Below are 21367 nucleotides of genomic sequence, written 5' to 3'. Positions count from 1 at the left end.
TGCGACATCATGCGTGTGACCTGCGCGGCCAGTGAACCGGTGTTCGCGAGAACTCTATAGCACCCGTTCGCATGTACCGGTCCAGGACGTGGTATACCCGCAGATCGGGGGATGGAGTCCCGCCAAACGGCCAAAGAGGTATTCCGCCAACGGGAAAGACCGGGGATGCCGTGCGTATGGTTGTTCACCCGCCTCCGGTGACCCGCACAACGTCACCACCATACGTGCTCCTGGACGCGAATCGGCGGTCGCGTGCGTCGAATCACTCCCGCGCGGTGCCTCACAGGGCGGGCTTCGTCCCGGTCAGACGCTCGTAGATCTCCACGTAACGGTCAAGAGTGCGCTGCACCACGTGTTCGGGCAGTTCCGGCGGCGGCGTCTCCGAGGCGCGGTCCCACCCGGACTCCGGCGAGCGCAGCCAGTCCCGCAGGACCTGCTTGTCGAAGGAGGTCTGCGGCCCGCCCGGCGCCCACGTGTCGGCGGGCCAGTAGCGGGAGGAGTCGGGGGTGAACACCTCGTCGGCCAGCACCAGCTCCCCCGAAGCGTCGCGCCCGTACTCGAACTTGGTGTCGGCGAGGATGATGCCGCGCTCCCGCGCCAGCTCCCGGCCGCGCCCGTACACGCGCAGGGTGAGGTCGCGCAGCTCGGCGGCCAGCCCGGCCCCGTGCGCGGCGGCGACGGCCTCGAAGGAGACGTTCTCGTCGTGGTCGCCCACCTCGGCCTTGGTCGCCGGGGTGAAGATCGGCTCGGGCAGCTCGGAGCCGTCGACCAGCCCGTCGGGCAGCGCGATCCCGCACACGGTGCCGTCCGCCCGGTACTCCTCCAGGCCGGAACCGGTCAGGTAGCCGCGCGCCACGCACTCCACCGGCACCATGTCCAGCCTGCGGCACACCAGGGTCCTCCCCGCCCAGTCGGCGGGGGCTCCCTCCGGAAGGACGTCGGACACGACGTGGTTGGGCACCAGGCCGCCCAACTGGTCGAACCACCACAGGGACAGCTGGGTGAGCAGCCGCCCCTTGCCGGGGATCTCGGTGGGCAGCACCCAGTCGTAGGCCGACACGCGGTCGCTGGCGACCATCACCAGCGACCCGTCGGCCGCGGCGTACAGCTCGCGCACCTTGCCGGTGTGCAGGTGGGTGAGCCCCTCGACCCGGACGGGTTCGGGCCTGACGACGAAACCGCTCATGGCTTCCCCTCTCCTACGCACCGGCGGCCGAGCGGCGCCGGGCGGGTTGTCCACAGGTTCGGGAAGGGGCTGTGGAACGTGCCCCGGTCCGTGATGGACTTGGAAAGGGGGCCTCGAACCCCCTCCCCATCGGGATGCCCTGGGCACGCCCGCCCGCAGGCGTGCCCGCACCCCGCTACAGTTCGGCCGCGGCGCGCTCGGCGATGTCGGTGCGGTGGAACGAGCCGCGCAGCTCGATGCGCGCCACGGCCTCGTAGGCCCGCTCGCGCGCCTGGCGCAGGTCGATCCCGGTGCCGACCACGTTGAGCACCCGGCCTCCGCTCGCCTTGACGCCGCCCGAGCCCTCCCAGTCGGTGCCCGCGTGCAGCACGTACGCGCCCTCCATCGCGTTGGCCTGGTCCAGGCCGCCGATGACGTCGCCCTTGACCGGGTCGCCCGGGTAGTTCTCGGCGGCGACCACCACGGTGACCGCGGCGCCCGACTTCCACTGGAGGGAGCCGATGCCCCCCAGGCCGCCGGTGTCGGTGGCCTGGAGGACGGCGCCGATCGGGGTGGCCAGCCTGTCCAGGACCACCTGGGTCTCCGGGTCGCCGAACCGGGCGTTGAACTCCACCACGCGCGGACCCCGCGACGTGAGCGCCAGCCCCACGTACAGCAGGCCCTGGTAGCGCTTGCCGCGCCGGTTCATCTCCACCAGGGTCGGCCGCACGACCGACTCCATCACCTCGTCCACCAGGCCCGCCGGGGCCCACGGCAGCGGCGCGTACGCGCCCATGCCGCCCGTGTTGGGGCCCTGGTCGCCGTCGTAGGCGCGCTTGAAGTCCTGGGCGGGCAGCAGCGGCAGGGCGTGCAGCCCGTCGCTCAGCACGAAGAGGGACACCTCGGGGCCGTCGAGGAACTCCTCGATGACCACGCGGCCGCACTCCCGGGCGTGCTGCTCGGCGAGGGCGCGGTCCTCGGTCACCACGACGCCCTTGCCCGCGGCCAGGCCGTCGTTCTTGACCACGTAGGGCGTGCCGAACTCGTCGAGGGCCTCGGACACCTGGCTGGCGGTCCTGCACACCCGCGCCTTGGCGGTGGGCACCCCGGCGGCCTCCATGACCTCCTTGGCGAAGGCCTTGGAGCCCTCCAGGCGTGCGGCCTCCTGGTCGGGGCCGAACACCGGGATGCCCCGGTCGCGCAGGGCGTCCGCCACACCGGAGACCAGCGGGGCCTCCGGTCCGATGACGACCAGCTCGGCGCGGATGCGCGCGGCCAGCTCGGTGACGGCCAGGCCGTCGGTCACGTTGAGCACGTGGTTCTCGGCCAGCTCCGAGATGCCGGGGTTGCCCGGGGCGCTGTGGATGCTGGTGACACCCGGGTCCAGGGACAGGGCGCGGACCAGAGCGTGCTCGCGGCCTCCGCCGCCGAGAACGAGGGCTTTCACTACTGGGGGCCTCTTCGTGTTGAAGGCGGACAGACGGGGGGTCAGACCAGGGAGCGCAGTTGGAGCGTCTCGTCGCGGCCGGGTCCGACACCGATGGCGGAGATCGGGGCCCCCGCCATCTCCTCAAGGGTACGCACGTAGGCCTGCGCGTTCTTGGGGAGTTCGTCGAACGTCCGGACGCCGGTGATGTCCTCGGACCAGCCGTCGAGGTACTCGTAGACGGGCTTCGCGTGGTGGAAGTCGGTCTGGGTCATCGGGATCTCGTCGTGGCGGACGCCGTCGACCTCGTAGGCCACGCACACGGGGATGCGCTCCAGGCCGGTGAGCACGTCGAGCTTGGTGAGGAAGAAGTCCGTGACGCCGTTGATCCGCGTGGCGTAGCGCGCGATGGGCGCGTCGAACCAGCCGCAGCGGCGGTTGCGGCCGGTGGTGACGCCGTACTCGCCGCCCTGGGTGCGCAGCCACTCGCCCTGCTCGTCGAGCAGCTCGGTGGGGAACGGGCCCGAGCCCACGCGGGTGGTGTAGGCCTTGAGGATGCCCACGACCTTGGTGATGCGGGTGGGGCCGATGCCGGACCCGGCCGCCGCGCCGCCCGAGGTGGGGGAGGAGGACGTCACGAACGGGTAGGTGCCGTGGTCGATGTCCAGCAGGGTGCCCTGCGAGCCCTCCAGGTACACCGTCTTGCCCTCGTCGAGCGCCTTGTTGAGGATCAGGGAGGTGTCGGCGACGTAGGGGCGCAGCTGCTCGGCGTAGCCCAGGTACTCCTCGATGATCGGTTCGGCCTCCAGGCCGCGCCGGTTGTACACCTTGGTGAGCAGCTGGTTCTTGTCGTGCAGGGCCAGCTCGATCTTCTTGCGCAGGATCTTGGGGTCGAACATGTCCTGGACGCGCACGCCCTGGCGGGAGACCTTGTCGGCGTAGGTCGGGCCGATGCCGCGCCCGGTGGTGCCGATCTTGCCCTTACCGAGGAAGCGCTCGCTGACCTTGTCCAGTGCCCGGTGGTAGGGCATGATCAGGTGCGCGTTCGCCGAGATGAGCAGGCGGGACGTGTCCACGCCGCGCTCGTTGAGACCGCGCAGCTCCTCCAGCAGCACGCCCGGGTCGATGACGACGCCGTTGGCGATGACCGGCACCACGTTCGGGGACAGGATGCCCGAGGGCAGCAGGTGCAGGGCGTACTTCTGGTCGCCGATGACCACGGTGTGCCCGGCGTTGTTCCCGCCCTGGTAGCGCACCACGTAGTCCACGCGGTCGCCGACAAGGTCGGTCGCCTTGCCCTTGCCCTCGTCGCCCCACTGGGCACCCACGAGCGTGATCGCCGGCATTGGTCTCTACCTCTTCGCTCGACACCTGACCCGGGGCTTTCCGGCCCCGAACACGGAAAACCCCTGGCGCAAGGCTGCGACAGGGGCCGTTGCGTATTGAGGGTACACGACCAGGGCATCCGGGTTAAGTGGGGCACTGGGGCACGTGCGACACACGGGCCCCGCCGACCCCAGGGTCTCCGAGGCGTGGACGGGCCGTCCGGAACCCGTACGGATCCCGGACGGCCCGGCGCCCGGCAGGCGGGCGTGTCAGCCGTTGAGCGCCTTGTCGGCCTCGGCACTGGACTCGCGCAGGAAGGTGGCGCAGCGCTCGGCCTCGTCGGTGTCGCCGATCTCCGCCGAAGCCCTGCCCAGGGCGTGCAGCGCCCGCAGGAAGCCCTGGTTGGGCTCGTGCTCCCAGGGGATCGGGCCGTGGCCCTTCCACCCCGAGCGGCGCAGCTGGTCCAGGCCGCGGTGGTAGCCGGTCCGGGCGTAGGCGTAGGCGGTCACCGGCTGGCCGTCGGCCAGGGCCAGCTCGGCCAGCCGCGCCCACGCGGCGGAGTACTCCGGGAAGCGCCCGGCGACCGGCGTGGGGTCGTCGGCCGAGGCGAGGGCCTCGCGGGCCTCGGGGTTGTCGGCCAGACGCGTCTCGGGCGGCTCGTTGAGCAGGTTCTGGTGCAGGTTCATGGCCCCATCCTGCCACCGGACGGCCGGGTCCGCCGGAGGGTTCCGCGTCACCTCCGCGGTGCTCCCTCCGCTCCGCCGCCTCCGCGCGCTTTCGCCGCCCCCGCCCCCTCCAGGTGATCCCCGCGCTCCGGTCCCCGCGGTGCCCCGGCGCGTCCCACCCCGGCACGGCCCCTCCCAGCGCTCCCCGTCACTCCTGCGCCGCCTCCGCACGCCGGTGGACGCGCGGCGTGCGCCCCTGGGGCCGCCACGGCGACGGCCGGTGCGACCGCGCCCGCCGACACCGGCGGGGCCGAGAAGCGCGGGGTCCGCGTGTTCGGTCAGTATCGGCTGACCCGCCCGGAGGACAGTTCGTCGCCGCTGGAACCGCGGGTCCCGGTGAAATAGGCGCCGTTGCCGTCGCGGGTTCCGCCGGCGCGCGGACAGCCGTTTCCGAAACCGTTGCGCCCGGCCTCGGCCACCGCCTTGTCGGGCCAGACGGGGCCGTGCGCGGACCTGGACGGCGGGGGTCACCGTGCCGCCGCATCCGGTGCGCGGACCGGGGCCGTGGACGGAGTTCCCGGATGCGGTGGGCGCTGGCGGCGAGCACGCACGCTGACGAGGACGGGGCCGCCGCGACCCGCTCCCGGCCTACGCCGCTGCGGCCGTGGAAACCCCGACGAGTACGGTTCCCGCGGCGAACACTCCGTCCGCGATGATTCGGGCGGCGCTGTTCCCGCCCTTCGCTTTCCCGCATTCCGCTGGGAGGGGGTTGCGCGCGTTCAGGATGATTCCCGGGCACCCCTTCGCGAAACGGGGCTGTGGATAACTGGAAAACGGTGTTGCGGGTATTTGGGGATGGTTTGTTGTGCGAGGCGAGGGGGTCGGGAGAACGTGCTCTCCGGGAGAGCGCGGTGCCCGGCCGCGCGCACGGCCCCCGGAAAACACGGTGCCCGGCGGCCGAGGCCGCCGGGCACCGTGCGCGGACCACCGAACCGGTGGCGGGCCGCGACTACTTCATCCTGTTGCCCGCGGACTTCAGGTGCTGGGCGGCCTCCACCACGCGGGCGGCCATGCCGGCCTCGGCCGCCTTGCCGTAGGCGCGGGGGTCGTAGGCCTTCTTGTTGCCGATCTCGCCGTCGATCTTCAGCACACCGTCGTAGTTCTTCATGATGTGGTCGACCACGGGGCGGGTGTAGGCGTACTGCGTGTCGGTGTCGACGTTCATCTTCACCACGCCGTACTCGATGGCCTCGTGGATCTCCTCCATGGTGGAGCCGGAGCCGCCGTGGAAGACGAAGTCGAACGCCTTGGCCCGGCCGTACTTCTCGGCGACGGCCTCCTGGGCCTTCTTGAGCACCTCCGGGCGCAGCTTGACGAAGCCCGGCTTGTAGGAGCCGTGCACGTTGCCGAAGGTCAGGGCCGTCAGGTAGTAGCCCTTCTCGCCCAGGCCCAGCACCTCGGCGGTGCGCAGGGCGTCGTTCGGCGTGGTGTAGAGCTTCTCGTTGATCTCGCCGACGATGCCGTCCTCCTCGCCGCCGACGACGCCCACCTCGATCTCCAGGATCGTCCGCGCGGCCTTGGAGGCGGCCAGCAGCTCCTCGGCGATCTGGAGGTTCTCCTCCAGCTCGACCGCCGAGCCGTCCCACATGTGGGACTGGAACAGCGGCTCCTGGCCCTTGGCCACGCGCTCCTTGGAGATCTCCAGCAGCGGGCGGACGAAGCCGTCGAGCTTGTTCTTGGGGCAGTGGTCGGTGTGGAGGGCGATGTTCACCGAGTACTTCTCGGCCACGACGCGGGCGAACTCGGCGAAGGCGACCGAGCCGGTGACCATGTCCTTGACCGTGGCGCCGGACAGGAACTCCGCGCCACCGGTGGAAATCTGGACGATGCCGTCGCTTTCGGCCTCGGCGAAGCCGCGCAGGGCGGCGTGCAGCGTCTGGCTGGAGGTCACGTTGATGGCCGGGTAGGCGAAGCCCTCGGACTTCGCGCGGCTCAGCATCTCGGTGTAGACCTCGGGGCTGGCGATGGGCATGCTTGACTCTCCCTGGATTCGGCCTGGAGCGAGCGGCCGCCGGTATCACGCCGACGGCACCCCACGTGCGTTGCCCCGGTGGAGACGGACGTCGGGGGGCGGCGGCCCTCGGGCCGTGCGTCCGTGTGTGTCCACCAGGTGTCACCCAAGTATCCCGAATACCCGGAGCCCTTGAAAAGGTCTAGACCAAATTGCCCGAGGTTGTCGGTGTAGCCGCAGCTGGCGGGGGTCGGCGCCCGGGCTCCGCGCACCCGGGACGACGGAGAGTGACCCCTTCATCCCCCTTGTGACGGAATTGTGGGGGACGGGGGTCTTCCATGCGGCTGCTGTCGCTTTTTGCCGTGATACGCGCTACATTCAACGCCGTGGGAAGGCATAGGAATGATCCTCGCGGCGTTGGCCAGGTGATGGCCATCGTCGGAGCCGTCGTGCTCCTGGTGACGCTCCTGGCCCTGGGCGGTTTCTTCCTGTACCGCTCCCTCCCCGGCACCAGCGTGAGCGCCACCGCCTCGGAGACGGCGGGCGAGAGCACGGAGCCGAGCAACATGGGCGTCCTGTACGTCCGCGTCGTCGGCGAGTCCAGCGACGTCTTCGTCCGCATCCCCGGCGGCGACGTGCTGATGGACCAGAACATGAGCCAGGGCCAGTCGGTCAACTACGCGACCGCCGCCGAGGGCCTGGAGGTCACCATCGGCGACCCCGCCGCCGTCGAGGTCTTCGTCGACGGCGACGAGCGCGACATCTCCGACCGCGAACCCGGCTTCAGCTTCACGATCGACCCGCAGGACGGCTGAGGCCGCCCGGGCACGAACCCCGGCGGCGCACCCGCCCCCGGGCACGGGCCGCCGGAACGCCCCGCGGCGCCCCGCGGCCGCGCGTGCTAGACATCCAGGTCGGAGACCCCGTACACCGCCCGGTACTCCAGACCCTCCTCGGTGACCCGCTCGCGCGCGCCCCGGTCCAGGATCAGCGCGACCGCCACCACCTCGGCGCCCGCCTCGCGCAGCGCCTCCACGGCCGTCAGCACGGAGCCGCCGGTGGTGGAGGTGTCCTCCAGGGCGAGCACGCGCCGCCCGCGCACGTCGGCCCCCTCGATCCGCTTCTGGAGGCCGTGCGCCTTGCCCGCCTTGCGCACCACGAAGGCGTCCAGCGTGCGCCCGCGCGCGTGCGCGGCGTGCAGCATGGCGGTGGCCACCGGGTCCGCGCCCAGCGTCAGGCCGCCGACCGCGTCGAACTCCAGGTCCGCGACGTTGTCCAACATGACCGAGCCGACCAGCGGCGCGGCCTTCCCGTCCAGGGTCACCCGGCGCAGATCGACGTAGTAGTCGGCCTCCATGCCCGAGGACAGGGTCACCTTGCCGCGCACGACCGCCTTATCGTTGATCTGACGCAGGAGTTCATCACGTTCGCTCATGATCAGTGAGCCTAGAACACCGGACGGGACGCGGGCGCACCGCATCACCCCCGGTGGGAGGGACGGCCATGCCGCAGTCCGGGGACACGGTCCGGGTGGAGACCACCGTCGACAGCAGGGACGGCGCCGAACGGCTGGCGCGGTCGGTGGTCGAGCACAGGCTGGCGGCCTGTGCGCAGGTGAGCGGGCCCGTCACCAGCTTCTACCGCTGGGAGGGCCGGGTCCAGGCCGACGAGGAGTGGATGGTGGTGGTCAAGACCGCCGCCGACCGGCTGGACGAGCTCACCGCGCACATCGGCGAGGTCCACCCCTACGACGTTCCCGAGGTCGTCGCAGTGCCCGTCACCGGTGGCAACCCCGCCTACCTGGAGTGGGTGCGCGACGAGACCCGGGGAGGCACCTCCGCGTGATCGCCGTCCTGCTCCCCCCGACCCTCGGCGAACCCACGAGGCTGCCCGGCCTGGCCGACCGGCTGGCCGGGTACGGCATCACCGCCGTCCGCCCCGAGGTGGGCGGCGACGAGCACCCGCCGCACGCGGCCCGCTACGTCGCCCGCGCCAGCCTGGAGGTCAACCGCCTGGTCGCGCCCGACGCGCCGACCGCGCTCGTCGCCGAGGGCGGCGCCGGACCGCTGCTGGGCGCCGTGGGCGCGGCCCAGCGGGCGGCGCACCGGCCGGTGTTCGGCTACGTGCTGGTGGACGCGTTCCTGCCCCAGCCGGGCGGCCCCACCCGCGCGGACGTCGCGAGGACGCAGAGCCCCGAGGGCGCGGTCCCGGACACGGCGATCCCGCCCGGGGAGCCCGCCGGTTACCGGACCGAGCCGCTGCCGACGGTCTCCGACTGGCCGGACGCGCCGTGCGGCTACCTGCTCACCGATCCGGGCCTGCGCCACGCGGCCCGCCTGGCGCGGCTGCGCGGTTGGAGCGTGCGCGAGGCGGCCCCGGAGGAGGCGTCCGAGGCCCTGGCAGCGCTGCTGGTGGAGCTGCGCGGCGGCTCCTGAGACGCCGCGTCGCCCGGGTCGGCGCTTCGGCCCCCGGGCGGCCGGTGCCTCCCGGGCGGCGCCATGAGCAGGGCGCACGGTGGCGGGCCGGGCACGGTGCGGCGGTGGGAAAACCGGGTGACACCGCGGGGCGGGCTGCGGAGAATCGGCGCATGATCACCGACCACTTCCCGCCTCTGGGCCTGCGGCTGACCACACCCCGCCTCGAACTGCGGCTCCCGTCCTTCGACGACCTCGGCCAGCTGGCCGAGGTCGCGGTGGAGGGCGTCCACGACCCGGACACCATGCCCTTCGTCGTACCGTGGACCGACCAGCCGCCGGACGAGCTCGCCCTCGGGGTGATACAGCACAACCTGGGGACCCTCGCCTCGTGGAAGCCGCAGGACTGGGGGCTCAACCTCGTCGTGGTCCACGAGGGCGCCGTGGTGGGCATCCAGGACATGCGGGCGCGCGACTTCGCGGTCACGCGCCAGGTCGGCACCGGATCGTGGCTCGGAAGGGCCCACCAGGGCAGGGGGATCGGCACCGAGATGCGCGCCGCCGTGCTGCACCTGGCCTTCGAGGGGCTGGGCGCCGTGGCGGCGGTGTCGTCGGTGTTCGAGGGCAACACCGCCTCGGAGCGGGTCTGCGAGCGCCTGGGGTACCGCGGGAACGGGTTCGACCTGATCGAGGTCAGGGGTGAGCGGGTGGTGAAGAACCACTACCGGCTGACCAGGCGGGACTGGGCGGAGCACCGCACGGTCCCGGTCACCGTGACGGGCCTGGAGCCGTGTCTGCCGTTCTTCGGGCTGGACGGGTCCGAGGCCTAGCAGCGGGCGCGGGAGCGTCGGCCCCGCGTCTACGGCGAGGGGGCCGACGCGGTGCCGGCGGCGGCCGGGCCGGACCCGCGCACGGTCACGAGGGGGACCAGCAGGCCGACCAGGAGGCCGGTCAGCATGCCCAGCCCGGTGACCACGCCGCTGACGAGGGGCACCCAGTCGGGGCGCCCGGTGAGGGCCATCGCCAGTCCCGCGGCGCCGAGCACCGACATGTAGGCGGCGACGGCCAGGAGCGAGCGGGTACGCCAGTGCCGGGCCAGCGGGAGGAAGTGCAGACCGACGGCGAGGGCGATCCAGGCGACGTTGGCCTGCACGGGCGCGTCCAGGGCGCGCAGCACCTGGATGCCGCCGAAGAGCAGGACCGCCTCCAGCAGCACGACCACGCCGTAGAAGGCGTCGAACCGCATCCGCGGCCCCTCGGGGCCGGGCTCGGGATCCGCGGCGGGACCGGACCCGCGGCCCGTGACCACCGCCAGCACGACCACCCCGACGAGCGCCGCGACCGCGAACACCCGCAGCACGGAGGCGAGGGTGGGGTCGAGCGGCGGCCCGGAGTTGGCCAGGACGAAGGCGAGGCCGAAGCCCGCGCCGATGAGGGATCCCACGAACCGCGTCATCGAGCGAAGGTACCAGCGGGCGAGTCCGGGTCCAAGGGTGTTTCCTGGCCGTTCGTCCCGCTGCTCCTCCCCCGAGTCGCAGCACCACGCAGCGTGTTCGTTCGGCGAGGCAAGCCGCGACCCGGTCCCGCTCCGGCCCCAGCCCTCGCGTGAGCGTGCGGCCCGGACGGAACCTACCGGCGGACCTGGACGACCACAGTGCCCGCCGCCTTGTCGTGGAGGCACTTGCGGGTCCTCTTGTCACGCAGGGGCCACAGGACGTTGGTGATCGACCAGGGCAGGATCCAGTTGACCGGGTTCATGCCCGGCGAGTAGAGCAGCGCACGCACGAACGCGCGACCGAGCTTGACCCTTCCGCCGCCGTCGGAGCGCACCACCCACAGACCCAGCAGGATCTTGCCGACCGACCGTCCCCACAGGCGGACCTGGAGCGCCTCCACCACGATGGACAGCAGGAAGAAGTTGAAGACGGCGGTCACCATGAAGGCGATCTCGCCGGGGCCGCCGCCGTCCATCTCGCCGCCGCCGATGATCACGCTGACGATGACTCCCAGCACCATCATCGCGTACCAGACGCAGCCGACGACGAACGTGTCGACCATCCTGGCCACGAAGCGCACCCCCATCTCGGCGCGGCCGACCTCGGGGTTGTCCGGGTTCCAGTGTCCGGGGTCGGTGAGGGCCGGCGGAAGCCAGTTCTGCGGCGGGGGGTAGTAGCCCTGATGACCGTGCGCGTAAGGGGTCTGGTGGGGCGGGGGGTACATGGAGGGCTGCGGCGGCGCCGCATACGCGGGCGCGGGCGGGACCTGGTACCCGGACGGCGCGTAGGGGTCCTGGTAGGCGGGCTGGACGTCGTACCCCGCGTACGGGGAACCGTGCTCCGGCTGTCCACCGGCGGGCTGCTGCGGGGGCTGCATGGCTCTCCTGCCGAATGTCGTCAGGTGCTTTCGGGGGCGTCGGGGCGCCACGGAGCGGGGGGCCGTGGCGTGCGTTCTGTCCGATGCCGTGGACACGGGCGCGGTTCGGGAGAACACCGGCTGTCCGCGATCCCCCGAAGCGCGCCCGTACTCTACTCCCGCCCCCCGACAGCGGCCGGTGCCGTCACGGCCGCTCCTCGTGCGGCTCGCGCAGCGCGGTCTGCACCAGCCGCGACGAACCGCCGCGGGTCACCCACTTGCCGCGCCCGGGGGGCTGGCTGGCCGCGTAGACCCGGGGCAGGATCTGGCCCTCGCTCCGGTCGCCGGACATCACCAGGGCGCTCGTGCCGATCTCGCGCATGGCCTGCACCAGCGGGTCGTACATCCCGCGCCCCGCACCGGCCACCCGGCGCGCCACCACGAAGTGCAGGCCGATGTCGCGGCCGTTGGGCACGAACGGGACGAACGGCGCCAGCGGCTTCTGGCCCGCCGTGGTGAGCACGTCGTAGTCGTCGGCGAGCACCACGATGCGCGGACCCTTGAACGAGCCCGGTTCCAGGGAGTCCACGTCCCCGTCCTCGGGCAGGCGGCCCTCGACCTCCTTGGCCACGCCGCCCGCCAGCCCCGCGCACACGCGGGGGTTGCTCGCGTACCCGCCCATGTACTCCTCGGGCACCACGCCCCGCAGGGTCCGGCGCGGGTCCATCACGGCGAACACCACCTCGTCGGAGGAGTAGCGCGCCACGAGGCCCTCGGCGACCAGCCGCAGCAGGTTGGTCTTGCCGCACTCCCCGTCGCCCATGACGAGCAGGTTCTGGTCCCGCTCGAACAGGTCGAGCAGCACCGGTTCCAGGGCGCGCTCGTCCACGCCGATCGGCACCGCCTTGGGCTCGGACTCCGCCGTGGGCAGGGTCCGGGCGGACAGCCGGTGCGGCAGGATCCGCACCTGGGGCGCACGCGTGCCCCGCCAGGCCCGGTCCACCGCGCGCACGGCCTTCTCCACGACCTCGCCCAGGTTGTCGTTGTCGGCCACCCCGTCGAACCGGGGCAGCGCCGCCTGGCCGAACAGCTCGCCGTCGGTCAGCACCCGACCGGGGGTCCTGGCGCTGATCGTCTCCGAGAGCTTGCGGTCGATCGTGGAGTCCGAGGCGTCGTTGAGGTGCAGCTCCACCTTCTGCCCGAAGTTGGACTGGGCGGCGATGCGCACGTCGTTCCAGCGCAGCATCCCGGCCACCACGTGGACGCCGAACCCGCCGCCGCGCTGGAGCAGCTCGGTCACGATCGGGTCGATGTCCTCGAAGTCCTTGCGCAGCGCGCCGAAACCGTCCACGACGAACACCACGTCGGCGCTGGCCAGCTCGGGGACCTCGCCGCGCGCGTGCATCCGGCGCAGCTGGGCGACCGAGTCGATCCCGCGCTCGCGGAACACCGTCTGGCGGTGTTCGAGCATGCCCTGGACCTCCTCCACCGTGCGGCGCACCCGCTCGGCGTCGGTGCGCACCGCCACGCCGCCCACGTGCGGCAGCGCCGCCAGGGACTGCATGCCGCCGCCCATGAGGTCCAGGCAGTACACGGCCGCCTGGGCGGGGGTGTGCGTGAGCGCCAGCGACAGCACCAGCGTGCGCAGCAGGGTGGTCTTGCCGCTCTGCGGGCCGCCGATGATCGCGGCGTGGCCGCCGGACGCGGTCAGGTCGAGCTTCCACACGCCCTGCCACTGCTTGGTGGCGTCGTCCAGCAGGCCGAGCGGCACGCGCATCGCCTCGTGCCCGCCGGGCAGCCGCAGCCCGCGGTCGCTCTCCTCCGGCTCGCCCGCCACCGCGTCAAGCGTGGTCGCGGACGGCAGGGGCGGCAGCCAGATCTCCCGGGTCCGCTCGCCGTGCCTGCCGAACTGGCCGACCATCACGTCCAGCAGGGTCGGGCCCACCGTGCGGGAGGGCATGGGCACGTCCTCGCCGGAGGACCCGGAGGCCGCGGCCTCCACAGGCTCGGCGTCGGCGTTGTAGGCGGTGTAGCGGCGCACCGACGGGGTGCCCTCGGTGGGCTCCTCCTCCGCCACCGGGCCGCGGTAGGCGCCGGAGACGTACCCCGCCTTGAAGCGCTGGTAGACGCTGGTGTCCACCTTCAGGTAGCCGAACCCGGGCAGGGAGGGCAGGTGGAAGGCGTCGGGGGTGTTGAGGACGGTGCGGCTCTCCTCCTCGGAGAAGGTGCGCAGACCCAGCCGGTAGGACAGGTAGGTGTCCAGGCCGCGCAGCTTGCCGCCCTCGATGCGCTGGCTGGACAGCAGCAGGTGCACGCCGATGCTGCGCCCGATGCGGCCGATGGACAGGAACAGCTCGATGAAGTCGGGGCGTGCGGTGAGCAGCTCGCCGAACTCGTCGATGATCACCAGCAGGTGCGGCAGCGGCGGCAGGCTCGGGTCGTGCTCGCGCTTGTAGGTGTAGTCGCCGATGTTGGACACGTTCCCGGCGTCGCGCAGCACCTGCTGGCGGCGCTGCACCTCGCCGGACAGGCTCGCGTACACGCGCTCGATCAGCGCGGCGTCGTCCTCCAGGTTGGTGATCACCCCGGCCACGTGCGGCATGTCCTCGAACGGGGCGAACGTGGCGCCGCCCTTGTAGTCGACCAGGACCATGCTCACCCGCTCGGGCGGGTGCGAGGCGGCCAGCGCCAGCACGAGGGTGCGCAGCATCTCGCTCTTGCCCGAACCGGTGGCGCCCACGCACAGGCCGTGCGGTCCCATGCCCAGCTGCGCGGACTCCTTGAGGTCCAGCACCACGGGCTGGCCCATGTCGTCCACACCGATGGGCACGCGCAGGAACGCCCGCTCGCTGCGCGGCGCCCACAGGCGCGGCACGTCCATGGAACCGGGGTCCTGGACGCCCATCATCGCGGGGAAGTCGACGCTGCCGCCCTCCTGCGCCGTCTCCTCGATCGACTCCGGGGACAGGCGCAGCGGGGCCAGCATGCGGGCCAGGCCGGTGAGGGTGGCGTCGGAGACGTCGTCCACGGTGCCGGTGGTGACCACGGGGTCGGCGCCGCGCAGCTCCTCGACGCGGACCTGGTCGCCGGTGACCGTGACGCGCACGTTCACGTCGCTGGGCTCGTCGATCTGGCGGGACACCAGGTGCAGCACGGTCACGCCCAGGTCGACGGGGTCCACGGCGTGGTCGGGCCGGACCAGCTCGGCGGCCACGTCGCCGTGGGTGTCGTGGACGACCAGGAGCCTGCGCAGCATCCGGTACGCCTCGCGCTTGCCCATGCCCCGGCGGACCTCGGAGGCGAAGTCGGTGCGCGAGCGCAGTTCGTCCGCGAGCAGGCCGCCCAGCTTGACCGGGTCGGGGGCGATCAGGCGGACGGCGGCGCCGCCCTCGCGGCGCTGCGGGTCCAGGACCTGGGGCAGCCACGGCAGCCAGGACCAGTCCTCGGCCCTGTCCGCGGGGTAGGACACCGCCAACCCGGCGTCCTCGGGGGCGTGGAAGGCGCCGAACTGGGCGGCGAGGGCGCGCACCACGCGCATCACGTCCTCGCGCTCGCCGATCACGCTGACGTTCCCGGCCATGTCCAGGGGCAGGGTCAGCGGCATCTCGGGGACCGAGGCGAACCGCCGGATGGCGGCCTGCGCCTCGGAGAGCATGAACGGGTCGGTGGGCATGAGGGCGGTGCCCTGCTCGGCGAGCCGCAGGGGGCGGCCCTCGGTCAGGCCGGTGCCCACCCGCACCCGCAGGAAGTCGCGGTGCCTGCGGCGGCGCTCCCAGAGCCGGGTGGGGTCGCGGATGACGTCGTACAGGGCCTCGGGCGGCGGGTCGAGCAGCCGGGCGTGGGCGCGGGTGCCCTGCTCCCAGGCGGTGAGCTCCTCGCGCAGTTCCTCCAGGTACTGCAGGTACAGCTCGCGCTGGTTGCGGCGCTGCCGGGCGACCTGGCCGCGCCGGGAGAAGAGCATGACCACGGCGGCGAGGAGGGCCACCACGAGGAGGACGCCGCCCAGCGCGATGAAGGCCGGGTTGCGCATGACCATCATGATGGTCATCGACGCCAGCATGCCGACCATCGGCAGGATGGTCATCAGCGGGTTGCCCTGGGCGTTGCCGTCGGGCAGGGTCGGCGGGGCCTCCACCTCGTGCGGTTCCTGCACCGGAGTGGGATGGACGGTTCGTGTCGGCCGGTGCACGACGCGAAGGCTCATCGGCTTTCCTCTCGGCGCAGGGATGGGAAGACGAGGGCGCGGGGCTGCGCGGGGGCGGAAAAATCCTATCGAAGACGGTGTCGGAGGGGCTTTTCGCGTACCGGCGGCTCCGGTCGGCGCCCGGCCGCGTGCACGGCCGCGGCCGCGGGTCAGCCCGCGCGGGCCCCGTCGGGGTGCAGGTGGTCCATGAGCTCGCGGAAGCGCTGCCAGCCGTCCGGCTCGGTGCCGTCCCCGACCCGGTACCAGACCGAGGGCGTGAGCGGCGGGCCGAACGGCACCCCGCGCACCGGAGCGGACAGCGCCCGGTCGGTGCCGATCGAGGAGACGCCCTCCACCCCCACGGCCAGGCCGACCGGCAGGGGGAGGCCGCACCAGCGGGGCTCGTGGGTCAGGTCCGGCCGCCCGGCCGCGCGCCGCACCGTCATGGTCCGCAGCACATCGCGTTCGGTGAGTGTACGGACCACCGACGACAACGCGTCCAGGTCGTGCTCCTCGCCCGCGGGCCGGGCCACCGCGAACGAGACGCTCTCACGCACCCCGTGCGCGGTGCGCATCACCCGCTGGGTGCCGCAGAAGGGGAGCACACCCTCCTCGCGCACGCCCTCGGGAGGGCCGGTGAACACGAACCAGGTCTGCCCGGGCGCGCGTTCGCGGCACAGCCGGGTCAGCGCCGCCCGGTTCCATTCCTGGGGGAGGGGCTCGCTGGTGCCCCAGAGCGCGGGGGCGCGGCCGCCCAGGCGCTCGGCGAGCAGTTCGGCGGCCTCGCCCAGGACCAGGCCGTTGTCGGCGGGGTGCTCCGCCTTCAGTTCGACGAGCAGGTGGGAGCCGGTCCCCTCCACATCCTCGGCCCGGGCGCGGAACGCCTCGTGCGGCCCGTCCTCGGCCCGGGCGCTCCGGTCCAGGACGAAGGCCTCCCGTTCGTCCCAGACCAGGGGCACCCCGGAGAACCCGTCGTAGTAGGCGCCGTCGGGGGCCTGGACCACCCAGCGGGCGGTGGGGTCGGCCAGCACCGAGTGCAGTGCGTGGGTGAGGCGGCTGGTGGAGGGGGTGACGACCTGGAGGCGCAGGCCCTCGCGCCCGTGGGCGGCGACGGTGTCCACGAGCCAGGGGGACATGGGGACCAGGGGGCGGTCCTGCACCACGACCACGGCCCTGTCGGTGCGGGCGGTGACGGCGGGGTGGTCGGTGGAGCCGTCCAGGAAGGCGTCGCCGCGGGAGAGCCGCGGCTCGGGCTCCCACACGACGCCGCCGAGCCGGTCCGCGAGGTCGCGGACGAAGCGGCCGACGGCCCCGGCGGTGTCGGTGTCCGCGAGTTCGGCGCCGCGCGCCTCCACCCAGTAGGGCTGGGCGGGCAGGTCGTCGACCATGCCGTCGGACAGGAGCCGTTCGGCCTCGGCTGACAGGGCCAGGCGCTGGGCCGCCTGCATGGCGGCGACCAGGCGGCCCCCGGCGTCGAGCAGTTCGACCACGGCGCCGTCGGCCGCGAACCGCACCCGGAGGTCGGGTCCGGCGGCGACCAGGGCCTTGGTCAGGGCGCGCCGGTCGGGAGGGCTGGCCAGAAGGGCGACCGCGTCGTGGCTCAAGGGATCTCCTCAACACTCCGGGGGAGGGCGGTACTGGGAGGGTGGGATCCCGGGGGCGTCCGCGAGGTTCGCCCCCGGGCCCCGTTTTCCCGGGCGGGTGGGTGGCCCCGGTCGGCGTCAGGTGGGGAACTCCCCGACCCAGCCGCCGTCGAGGAGGTACTTGGGCAGGTAGCCCGACTCCACCTCCAGCGTGAACTCGGGGTGGTGGTGGCCGCGGTCGTGAGCCCAGCAGGCCAGGGCGAGCAGCCCCAGGGGGACGACGCCGTGCACGTCCTCGGCGCTTTCGGCGGTGGCGGTGTAGTGATCGCGGAAGGCGGTGAGCCCTTCGGCCAGGGCCCTGTTGAACCCGTCGGCGTCGTTGGCGGCGAAGAACCGGAAGGCGTTCATCTGGGGGAAGACGATCCTGTCGAGCGTGTCGCCGCCGAAGGCCCCGTTGCGGGGGTCGGACAGTTCCATGGCCCTGGCGAGGTGGTCGGCCAGGCCGGGCCGGTTGAGCACGAACGCCTGGAGCGCGGCGACCCAGTGGTAGACGTACTCGTTGTGCTGGATGCCGCCCCGCTCCCCGGCCTCGCGCAGCAGGTCGACCGGGACCTCGCAGAGCCTGCGCCAGCGCTTCTCGTCGCGGCAGGTGACGGCGAGGAAGAACGCGGTCTCCCAGTTCCCGGCGTTGGTGAAGTGGCCCGGTCCGGTGGCGGTGAGGTCGCGGACCTCGTGGTCGATCACGCACTGGACCCGGGCACCCTCGGGAGCGGTGCTGAGGTCGAAGACGGCGTTGAAGACCTGCATGGCGGCGGCCCAGGCCTCCCAGGTCTCCAGTTTCCCGCCCTCGGGGTCCAGGGTGAGGGCGATCTTCGCGTACCGGTACACGGTGGACGAGGTCGTGCCGATGGACTCGGGGTGCCGGGAGAGGTCGTCGATCTTCTTGACCCGCTTCTCCTGGAACTGCTTCTCCTTGATCCGGTAGGCGGGGTTGTCGATTCGGTGGCTCTCGATGCGGTACGTCAACGTCCTGCCCTCCGGTCCAGGTCGAATTCTCGGAAGGAGTAACCTTCGCTCCGGGAATCCAGGATTTGGCCCTGGTCATCGTAATTGGTGATGGGATTGCCCTTGACCTCGACGTAGTGGAGCTTGCCGTTCTCCAGAGCGGCCTGGATCTCGTCGGCCAGGTCCTCCTCGGTGAACGCGTTTCTGGCGTCGCTTTCCCCGCGTTCCCGCATGCTCTCCAGAATGGACTCCAGATACGCCCTCGTTCCCTGGGACACCCTGACCGGCGTGCTGTTCGGAACCTCGGCCAAGCGCGTGCCGAGCTGGGTGTCCGTACTGCTCTTGGCCTCGACGACGACGAGCCCGCCGTCCTCCGTGCGCCAGACCTGGTCGAACTGGTGGTTCCCGTTGCGGGGGGAGGTGTCGGGCAGGGTGATCTGCTCGGTGACCCTGGGCTTGTTGACGGGGTCGCCGTTCTCGTCCAGGACCGGCCTGCCCGCCGAGTCGAGGGCCGGGTGTGTGCCGTCGAACTGGTCGAGGATCGCGATGTCGGCCGTCGCCTCGCCGAAGCCCTCCGAGGCCCTGAGCATGTCGGTGTGCCGCTCGGCGTAGACCTCCCTGGCCGCGGCGAGGTCCCGGGGAACGCTGCCGCCCGCGTCGAGGTGCTCCTTGTACCGCGCCTCCAGCGCCTGGAGCCTGGTGCCCGCGGTGCCGTCCGCGGTGATGGCGCTGCGCCGCCTCTCCGCGAGCTCGTCGAGGTAGGTGTAGCCGTCGTTCGCGGGATCCCGTGAGACGAGCGCGTCGCGCTTGTTCACGTCTCCCTTGTAGTCCGGCGGGTCCGCGGCGGGAAGGGTCTCCTGGACGATCCACCGGCCGTTGTGCTTGTCCCAGGTCAGCTTGGGGAGGGGGATCTCCTCGGGACCCACCTTCGTGAACCGGCTCCTGCGGTAGCCGTTGTCCTGGTAGAACCGGTCGAACACCCCGTTGGAGCGGTCGTTCAGCAGGTCCTGGAAGTGCTGGTAGAAGCGTTTCCTGCCCTCGGGGGTGTCACCCCAGCGGTGGTTGGCCAGGTCCTGGACGTTGCTCGGCAGGTCTTCGTCACCGCCGCCGCCGTCACCGCTGTCGCCGTCGAGGGGATCGTCCGGTCCGGAACCGTTCCCGCCGCCGGGGTCGGGCGAGTGCGGCGGTCCGTCGCCGGTGCCGCCACCGCCCGTGCCGCCGCCGGAACCGCCGCGGCCGGAGTCGGTCTCGATGACCGTCGTGCCTCCGCGCGGGCTGTCGAGGGACGTCGTTCCACCCGCACTGTTGTCGACCGTGGTGTCGTGGCGGGCGTCGACGCGCTCGCCGTCCGCCCCCTCCGCGATCTCGTGCTCTCCCCGGCCCGCGAGGACGAGTTCCTCGGGGCGCTCGTTCCCGGCCTCCACGCGGGAGGGCTCGGACTCGTAGCGCTGGACCGGGGTGTCGTTGACCGAGGAGACGTCGTCGGGTACCTGCGAGGTCACCCAGTCGTTCTCCTGGCCGTCCATCCCCTCGCGCAGGCCCCGGACGGACTCGGGGTCGACGCCGTCGAGGAAGTCCTGGCTGGAGTCGAGCAGCTCGGTGGTCGGATAGGTCGGCTCCTCGGCGTCCTGGTCGGCGCCGTCGCCCTCCGCGTCGTCGCGGTCCCGGTCCGAGGACCCGCGCCGCTCCGCGGCCTCGGGCTCGTCCCCGGGCGCGGTGTTCGCGCGCGGCGCGGACCCGTTGTCGCCGCCGACCCCGTCGGCGTCGTCGACCGGGACCGTGCGGTTGTCGCTGTTGCCGGGCCGGTCGGGGGAGGCGCCGTCGCCTCCGTCGAGGTCGTTGAGCCGTTGCAGGGCGTCGGTCATCCGGCCGAACTCGCCCTGGTCCAGATCCAGGTCGGCGAGCCTGCTGAGGTCCACCGGCTGGATGGACCCGTCGCCGAAGCTGGGCACGCGCGACATGAGGGTCTGGAGGTCCACCCCGCCGCCGTCGGGCAGGTCGGCGTCCGCACGGCCGCCGTTGACCCCGTCCAGGATCCGCGACCCGCGCCAGGCCAGGAGCGGGACGCCGACGACCGCGCCCACGCCGGTGGCGGTCAGCAGGGCGCCGCCCACCGTGGCGCCGATGTTGAGCGCCGCGGTCCCGATGACGTACCAGGGCCGGTCGCCCCACTCCCGCCACGGGACCACCGAGTGGGCCGCCTCCTTCCAGGCGTTCCCGGCGGTCTCCAGGGACCAGCCCCAGTTGCCGTTCTCGTCCCGGGACGCGCCCACCAGGGAGCCGAGGCCCTCCACGGTGCCGCCCCAGTAGTCCCAGAGGTTGTCGCCCCACGAACCGGAGAACCAGCCCTCGGGGCCGTGCGCCCCGACCATGCCGCCGAGGTCCTCGGCCATGCCGACCACGTAGTCCCCGACGGCGTCCGTGGCGTCGGTGTACCAGGCGTAGTCGCTGGTCTGGGGGGCTCCCCACTCCATCTCGACGCCTTCGAGGGGCGCGTCGAAACCGTAGACGAACTCGCCCGCGCCCGGGGTGACGCTGCCGTCGGCCCTCTGGGCGATGAAGGTGGTGCCGCCGAAGAGCGCGGTGATGGCGTTCGCGCACGTGCGCTCGGCCTCCTCGAACTCGTGCTTGAGCGCGGCGGCCCGATCGAGCAGGGCGTTGTGCTCGGCGACCTTGGGGCTCTCCTCCTTCCACCAGAGCATGCCGCTGCCCTCGTCCCAGTCCTCGTCACGCCCGTAGTCGATGCTCTGGAGGAAGGCGTAGGAGTCGCTGCGCAGCGTGTACCAGCGGTCCTTGATGTCGCGCGTCTTCTCGGCGAAGTCGATCAGCGCGTCGGAGGCGCTGGAGAGCGCCGACGACACCTCGTCGGCGTCCCCGGTGAGCGGGTTCAGGACGTTGAACAGCGTCGCGGACTCGGGTGCGGAGTAGATGCCGTCCAGGCCCGCCCACGCGCCGGTGATGTCACCCGCGGTGTCGGTCAGGTCGGTCCCGTCGGCCTTGAGCTTGGCCGCCGCCGAGTCCAGGAGGTAGGTGAGGGTGTCGGGGATGGGGAACGCGCTGGGGTCGATCAGGCCTTCGTCGGACAAGGTCGTCACCGTTACCTGTGTGCCGGGACGCCGCGGGCGGGGGCCGGGGCCGTGGCGCTTCCCAGGTGCCGTACATGTCGTGGGGCGGGGCCGCGCGCGTCCGGGGGGACGGTGCGCGGTCCCGGTGGACCGGGCAGGGGCGGTGCACCGG

16 protein-coding genes are annotated in these 21367 nt (G+C 72.5%); 4 read left to right on the top strand and 12 right to left on the bottom strand.

Annotated elements, in window-relative coordinates; all coding sequences use genetic code 11:
* Positions 1-280: 280 nt before the first annotated feature.
* The 5 genes from UIS43_RS16780 to fbaA form a co-directional block, all read right to left on the bottom strand.
* Positions 281-1186 carry a phosphoribosylaminoimidazolesuccinocarboxamide synthase gene (locus UIS43_RS16780; RefSeq protein ID WP_013155630.1) on the bottom strand — a complete coding sequence of 302 codons (906 nt, stop codon included), beginning with the start codon at positions 1184-1186 and terminating at the stop codon, positions 281-283.
* A gap of 175 nt (positions 1187-1361) precedes the next feature.
* Positions 1362-2612, bottom strand: coding sequence for a phosphoribosylamine--glycine ligase (gene purD / locus UIS43_RS16775; RefSeq protein ID WP_013155629.1), 1251 nt, complete (start codon positions 2610-2612; stop codon positions 1362-1364).
* Between the two features lie 41 nt (positions 2613-2653).
* A complete protein-coding gene (locus UIS43_RS16770; RefSeq protein ID WP_013155628.1) occupies positions 2654-3937 on the bottom strand; it encodes an adenylosuccinate synthase in 1284 nt (427 codons plus the stop codon).
* Between the two features lie 249 nt (positions 3938-4186).
* Entirely contained in the window at positions 4187-4603 is a 417-nt protein-coding gene (locus UIS43_RS16765; RefSeq protein WP_013155627.1) for a DUF3151 domain-containing protein, read from the bottom strand.
* 988 nt (positions 4604-5591) lie between these two features.
* Entirely contained in the window at positions 5592-6614 is a 1023-nt protein-coding gene (gene fbaA / locus UIS43_RS16760; RefSeq protein ID WP_013155626.1) for a class II fructose-bisphosphate aldolase, read from the bottom strand.
* A 407-nt stretch (positions 6615-7021) separates the two neighbouring features.
* Between fbaA and UIS43_RS16755 the strand changes: the two genes are divergently transcribed.
* Positions 7022-7408, top strand: a complete 387-nt coding sequence (locus tag UIS43_RS16755) for a RodZ domain-containing protein (RefSeq protein WP_041552952.1) — start codon at positions 7022-7024, stop codon at positions 7406-7408.
* 86 nt (positions 7409-7494) lie between these two features.
* Here UIS43_RS16755 and pyrE read toward each other — a convergent pair whose 3' ends face one another.
* Positions 7495-8028: an orotate phosphoribosyltransferase gene (gene pyrE, locus UIS43_RS16750; RefSeq protein WP_013155624.1), complete on the bottom strand. Its 534-nt coding sequence runs from the start codon at positions 8026-8028 to the stop codon at positions 7495-7497.
* Positions 8029-8096: 68 nt separating this feature from the next.
* Between pyrE and cutA the strand changes: the two genes are divergently transcribed.
* The 3 genes from cutA to UIS43_RS16735 all read left to right on the top strand — a co-directional run bounded on the left by cutA (position 8097) and on the right by UIS43_RS16735 (position 9837).
* The gene (gene cutA / locus UIS43_RS16745) at positions 8097-8438 is read left to right on the top strand and encodes a divalent-cation tolerance protein CutA (RefSeq protein ID WP_013155623.1); all 342 of its coding nucleotides are present in this window, start codon (positions 8097-8099) and stop codon (positions 8436-8438) included.
* A complete protein-coding gene (locus UIS43_RS16740; protein WP_013155622.1) occupies positions 8435-9028 on the top strand; it encodes a hypothetical protein in 594 nt (197 codons plus the stop codon). Before cutA ends, UIS43_RS16740 begins: the two co-directional genes overlap by 4 nt.
* Before the next feature lie 152 nt (positions 9029-9180).
* Positions 9181-9837, top strand: coding sequence for a GNAT family N-acetyltransferase (locus UIS43_RS16735; RefSeq protein WP_019608815.1), 657 nt, complete (start codon positions 9181-9183; stop codon positions 9835-9837).
* A gap of 29 nt (positions 9838-9866) precedes the next feature.
* On the opposite strand, the gene UIS43_RS16730 is transcribed toward UIS43_RS16735, so the two are convergent.
* From UIS43_RS16730 to UIS43_RS16705, 6 genes are all read right to left on the bottom strand, one after another.
* Positions 9867-10463, bottom strand: a complete 597-nt coding sequence (locus UIS43_RS16730; protein WP_071623025.1) for a hypothetical protein — start codon at positions 10461-10463, stop codon at positions 9867-9869.
* Positions 10464-10636: 173 nt separating this feature from the next.
* Positions 10637-11380, bottom strand: coding sequence for an RDD family protein (locus UIS43_RS16725; RefSeq protein ID WP_013155619.1), 744 nt, complete (start codon positions 11378-11380; stop codon positions 10637-10639).
* A gap of 184 nt (positions 11381-11564) precedes the next feature.
* Positions 11565-15563 (bottom strand): type VII secretion protein EccC, encoded by a 3999-nt coding sequence (locus UIS43_RS16720; protein ID WP_013155618.1) that lies wholly within the window; start codon positions 15561-15563, stop codon positions 11565-11567.
* A 149-nt stretch (positions 15564-15712) separates the two neighbouring features.
* Entirely contained in the window at positions 15713-17146 is a 1434-nt protein-coding gene (locus UIS43_RS16715; protein WP_117197980.1) for a DUF6177 family protein, read from the bottom strand.
* A gap of 117 nt (positions 17147-17263) precedes the next feature.
* Positions 17264-18151 carry an immunity 49 family protein gene (locus tag UIS43_RS16710; protein WP_013155616.1) on the bottom strand — a complete coding sequence of 296 codons (888 nt, stop codon included), beginning with the start codon at positions 18149-18151 and terminating at the stop codon, positions 17264-17266.
* A complete protein-coding gene (locus UIS43_RS16705; RefSeq protein WP_370010739.1) occupies positions 18148-21216 on the bottom strand; it encodes a hypothetical protein in 3069 nt (1022 codons plus the stop codon). Before UIS43_RS16705 ends, UIS43_RS16710 begins: the two co-directional genes overlap by 4 nt.
* Positions 21217-21367 lie beyond the last annotated feature (151 nt).

Origin of the sequence: Nocardiopsis sp. LDBS0036, assembly GCF_041228755.1 — a bacterium.
Lineage (GTDB): Bacteria > Actinomycetota > Actinomycetes > Streptosporangiales > Streptosporangiaceae > Nocardiopsis > Nocardiopsis dassonvillei.
Note: the sequence above shows the minus strand (reverse complement) of the source record. Positions and strands in the feature narration are given on the sequence as shown.

Coding starts and splice junctions, on each gene's coding strand:
- UIS43_RS16755 (WP_041552952.1), top strand. CDS start 7,022: ATGGCCATCGTCGGAGCCGTCGTGCTCCTGGTGACGCTCCTGGCCCTG.
- pyrE (WP_013155624.1), bottom strand. CDS start 8,028: ATGAGCGAACGTGATGAACTCCTGCGTCAGATCAACGATAAGGCGGTC.
- UIS43_RS16720 (WP_013155618.1), bottom strand. CDS start 15,563: ATGAGCCTTCGCGTCGTGCACCGGCCGACACGAACCGTCCATCCCACT.
- fbaA (WP_013155626.1), bottom strand. CDS start 6,614: ATGCCCATCGCCAGCCCCGAGGTCTACACCGAGATGCTGAGCCGCGCG.
- UIS43_RS16725 (WP_013155619.1), bottom strand. CDS start 11,380: ATGCAGCCCCCGCAGCAGCCCGCCGGTGGACAGCCGGAGCACGGTTCC.
- UIS43_RS16735 (WP_019608815.1), top strand. CDS start 9,181: ATGATCACCGACCACTTCCCGCCTCTGGGCCTGCGGCTGACCACACCC.
- UIS43_RS16770 (WP_013155628.1), bottom strand. CDS start 3,937: ATGCCGGCGATCACGCTCGTGGGTGCCCAGTGGGGCGACGAGGGCAAG.
- cutA (WP_013155623.1), top strand. CDS start 8,097: ATGCCGCAGTCCGGGGACACGGTCCGGGTGGAGACCACCGTCGACAGC.
- UIS43_RS16730 (WP_071623025.1), bottom strand. CDS start 10,463: ATGACGCGGTTCGTGGGATCCCTCATCGGCGCGGGCTTCGGCCTCGCC.
- UIS43_RS16765 (WP_013155627.1), bottom strand. CDS start 4,603: ATGAACCTGCACCAGAACCTGCTCAACGAGCCGCCCGAGACGCGTCTG.
- UIS43_RS16780 (WP_013155630.1), bottom strand. CDS start 1,186: ATGAGCGGTTTCGTCGTCAGGCCCGAACCCGTCCGGGTCGAGGGGCTC.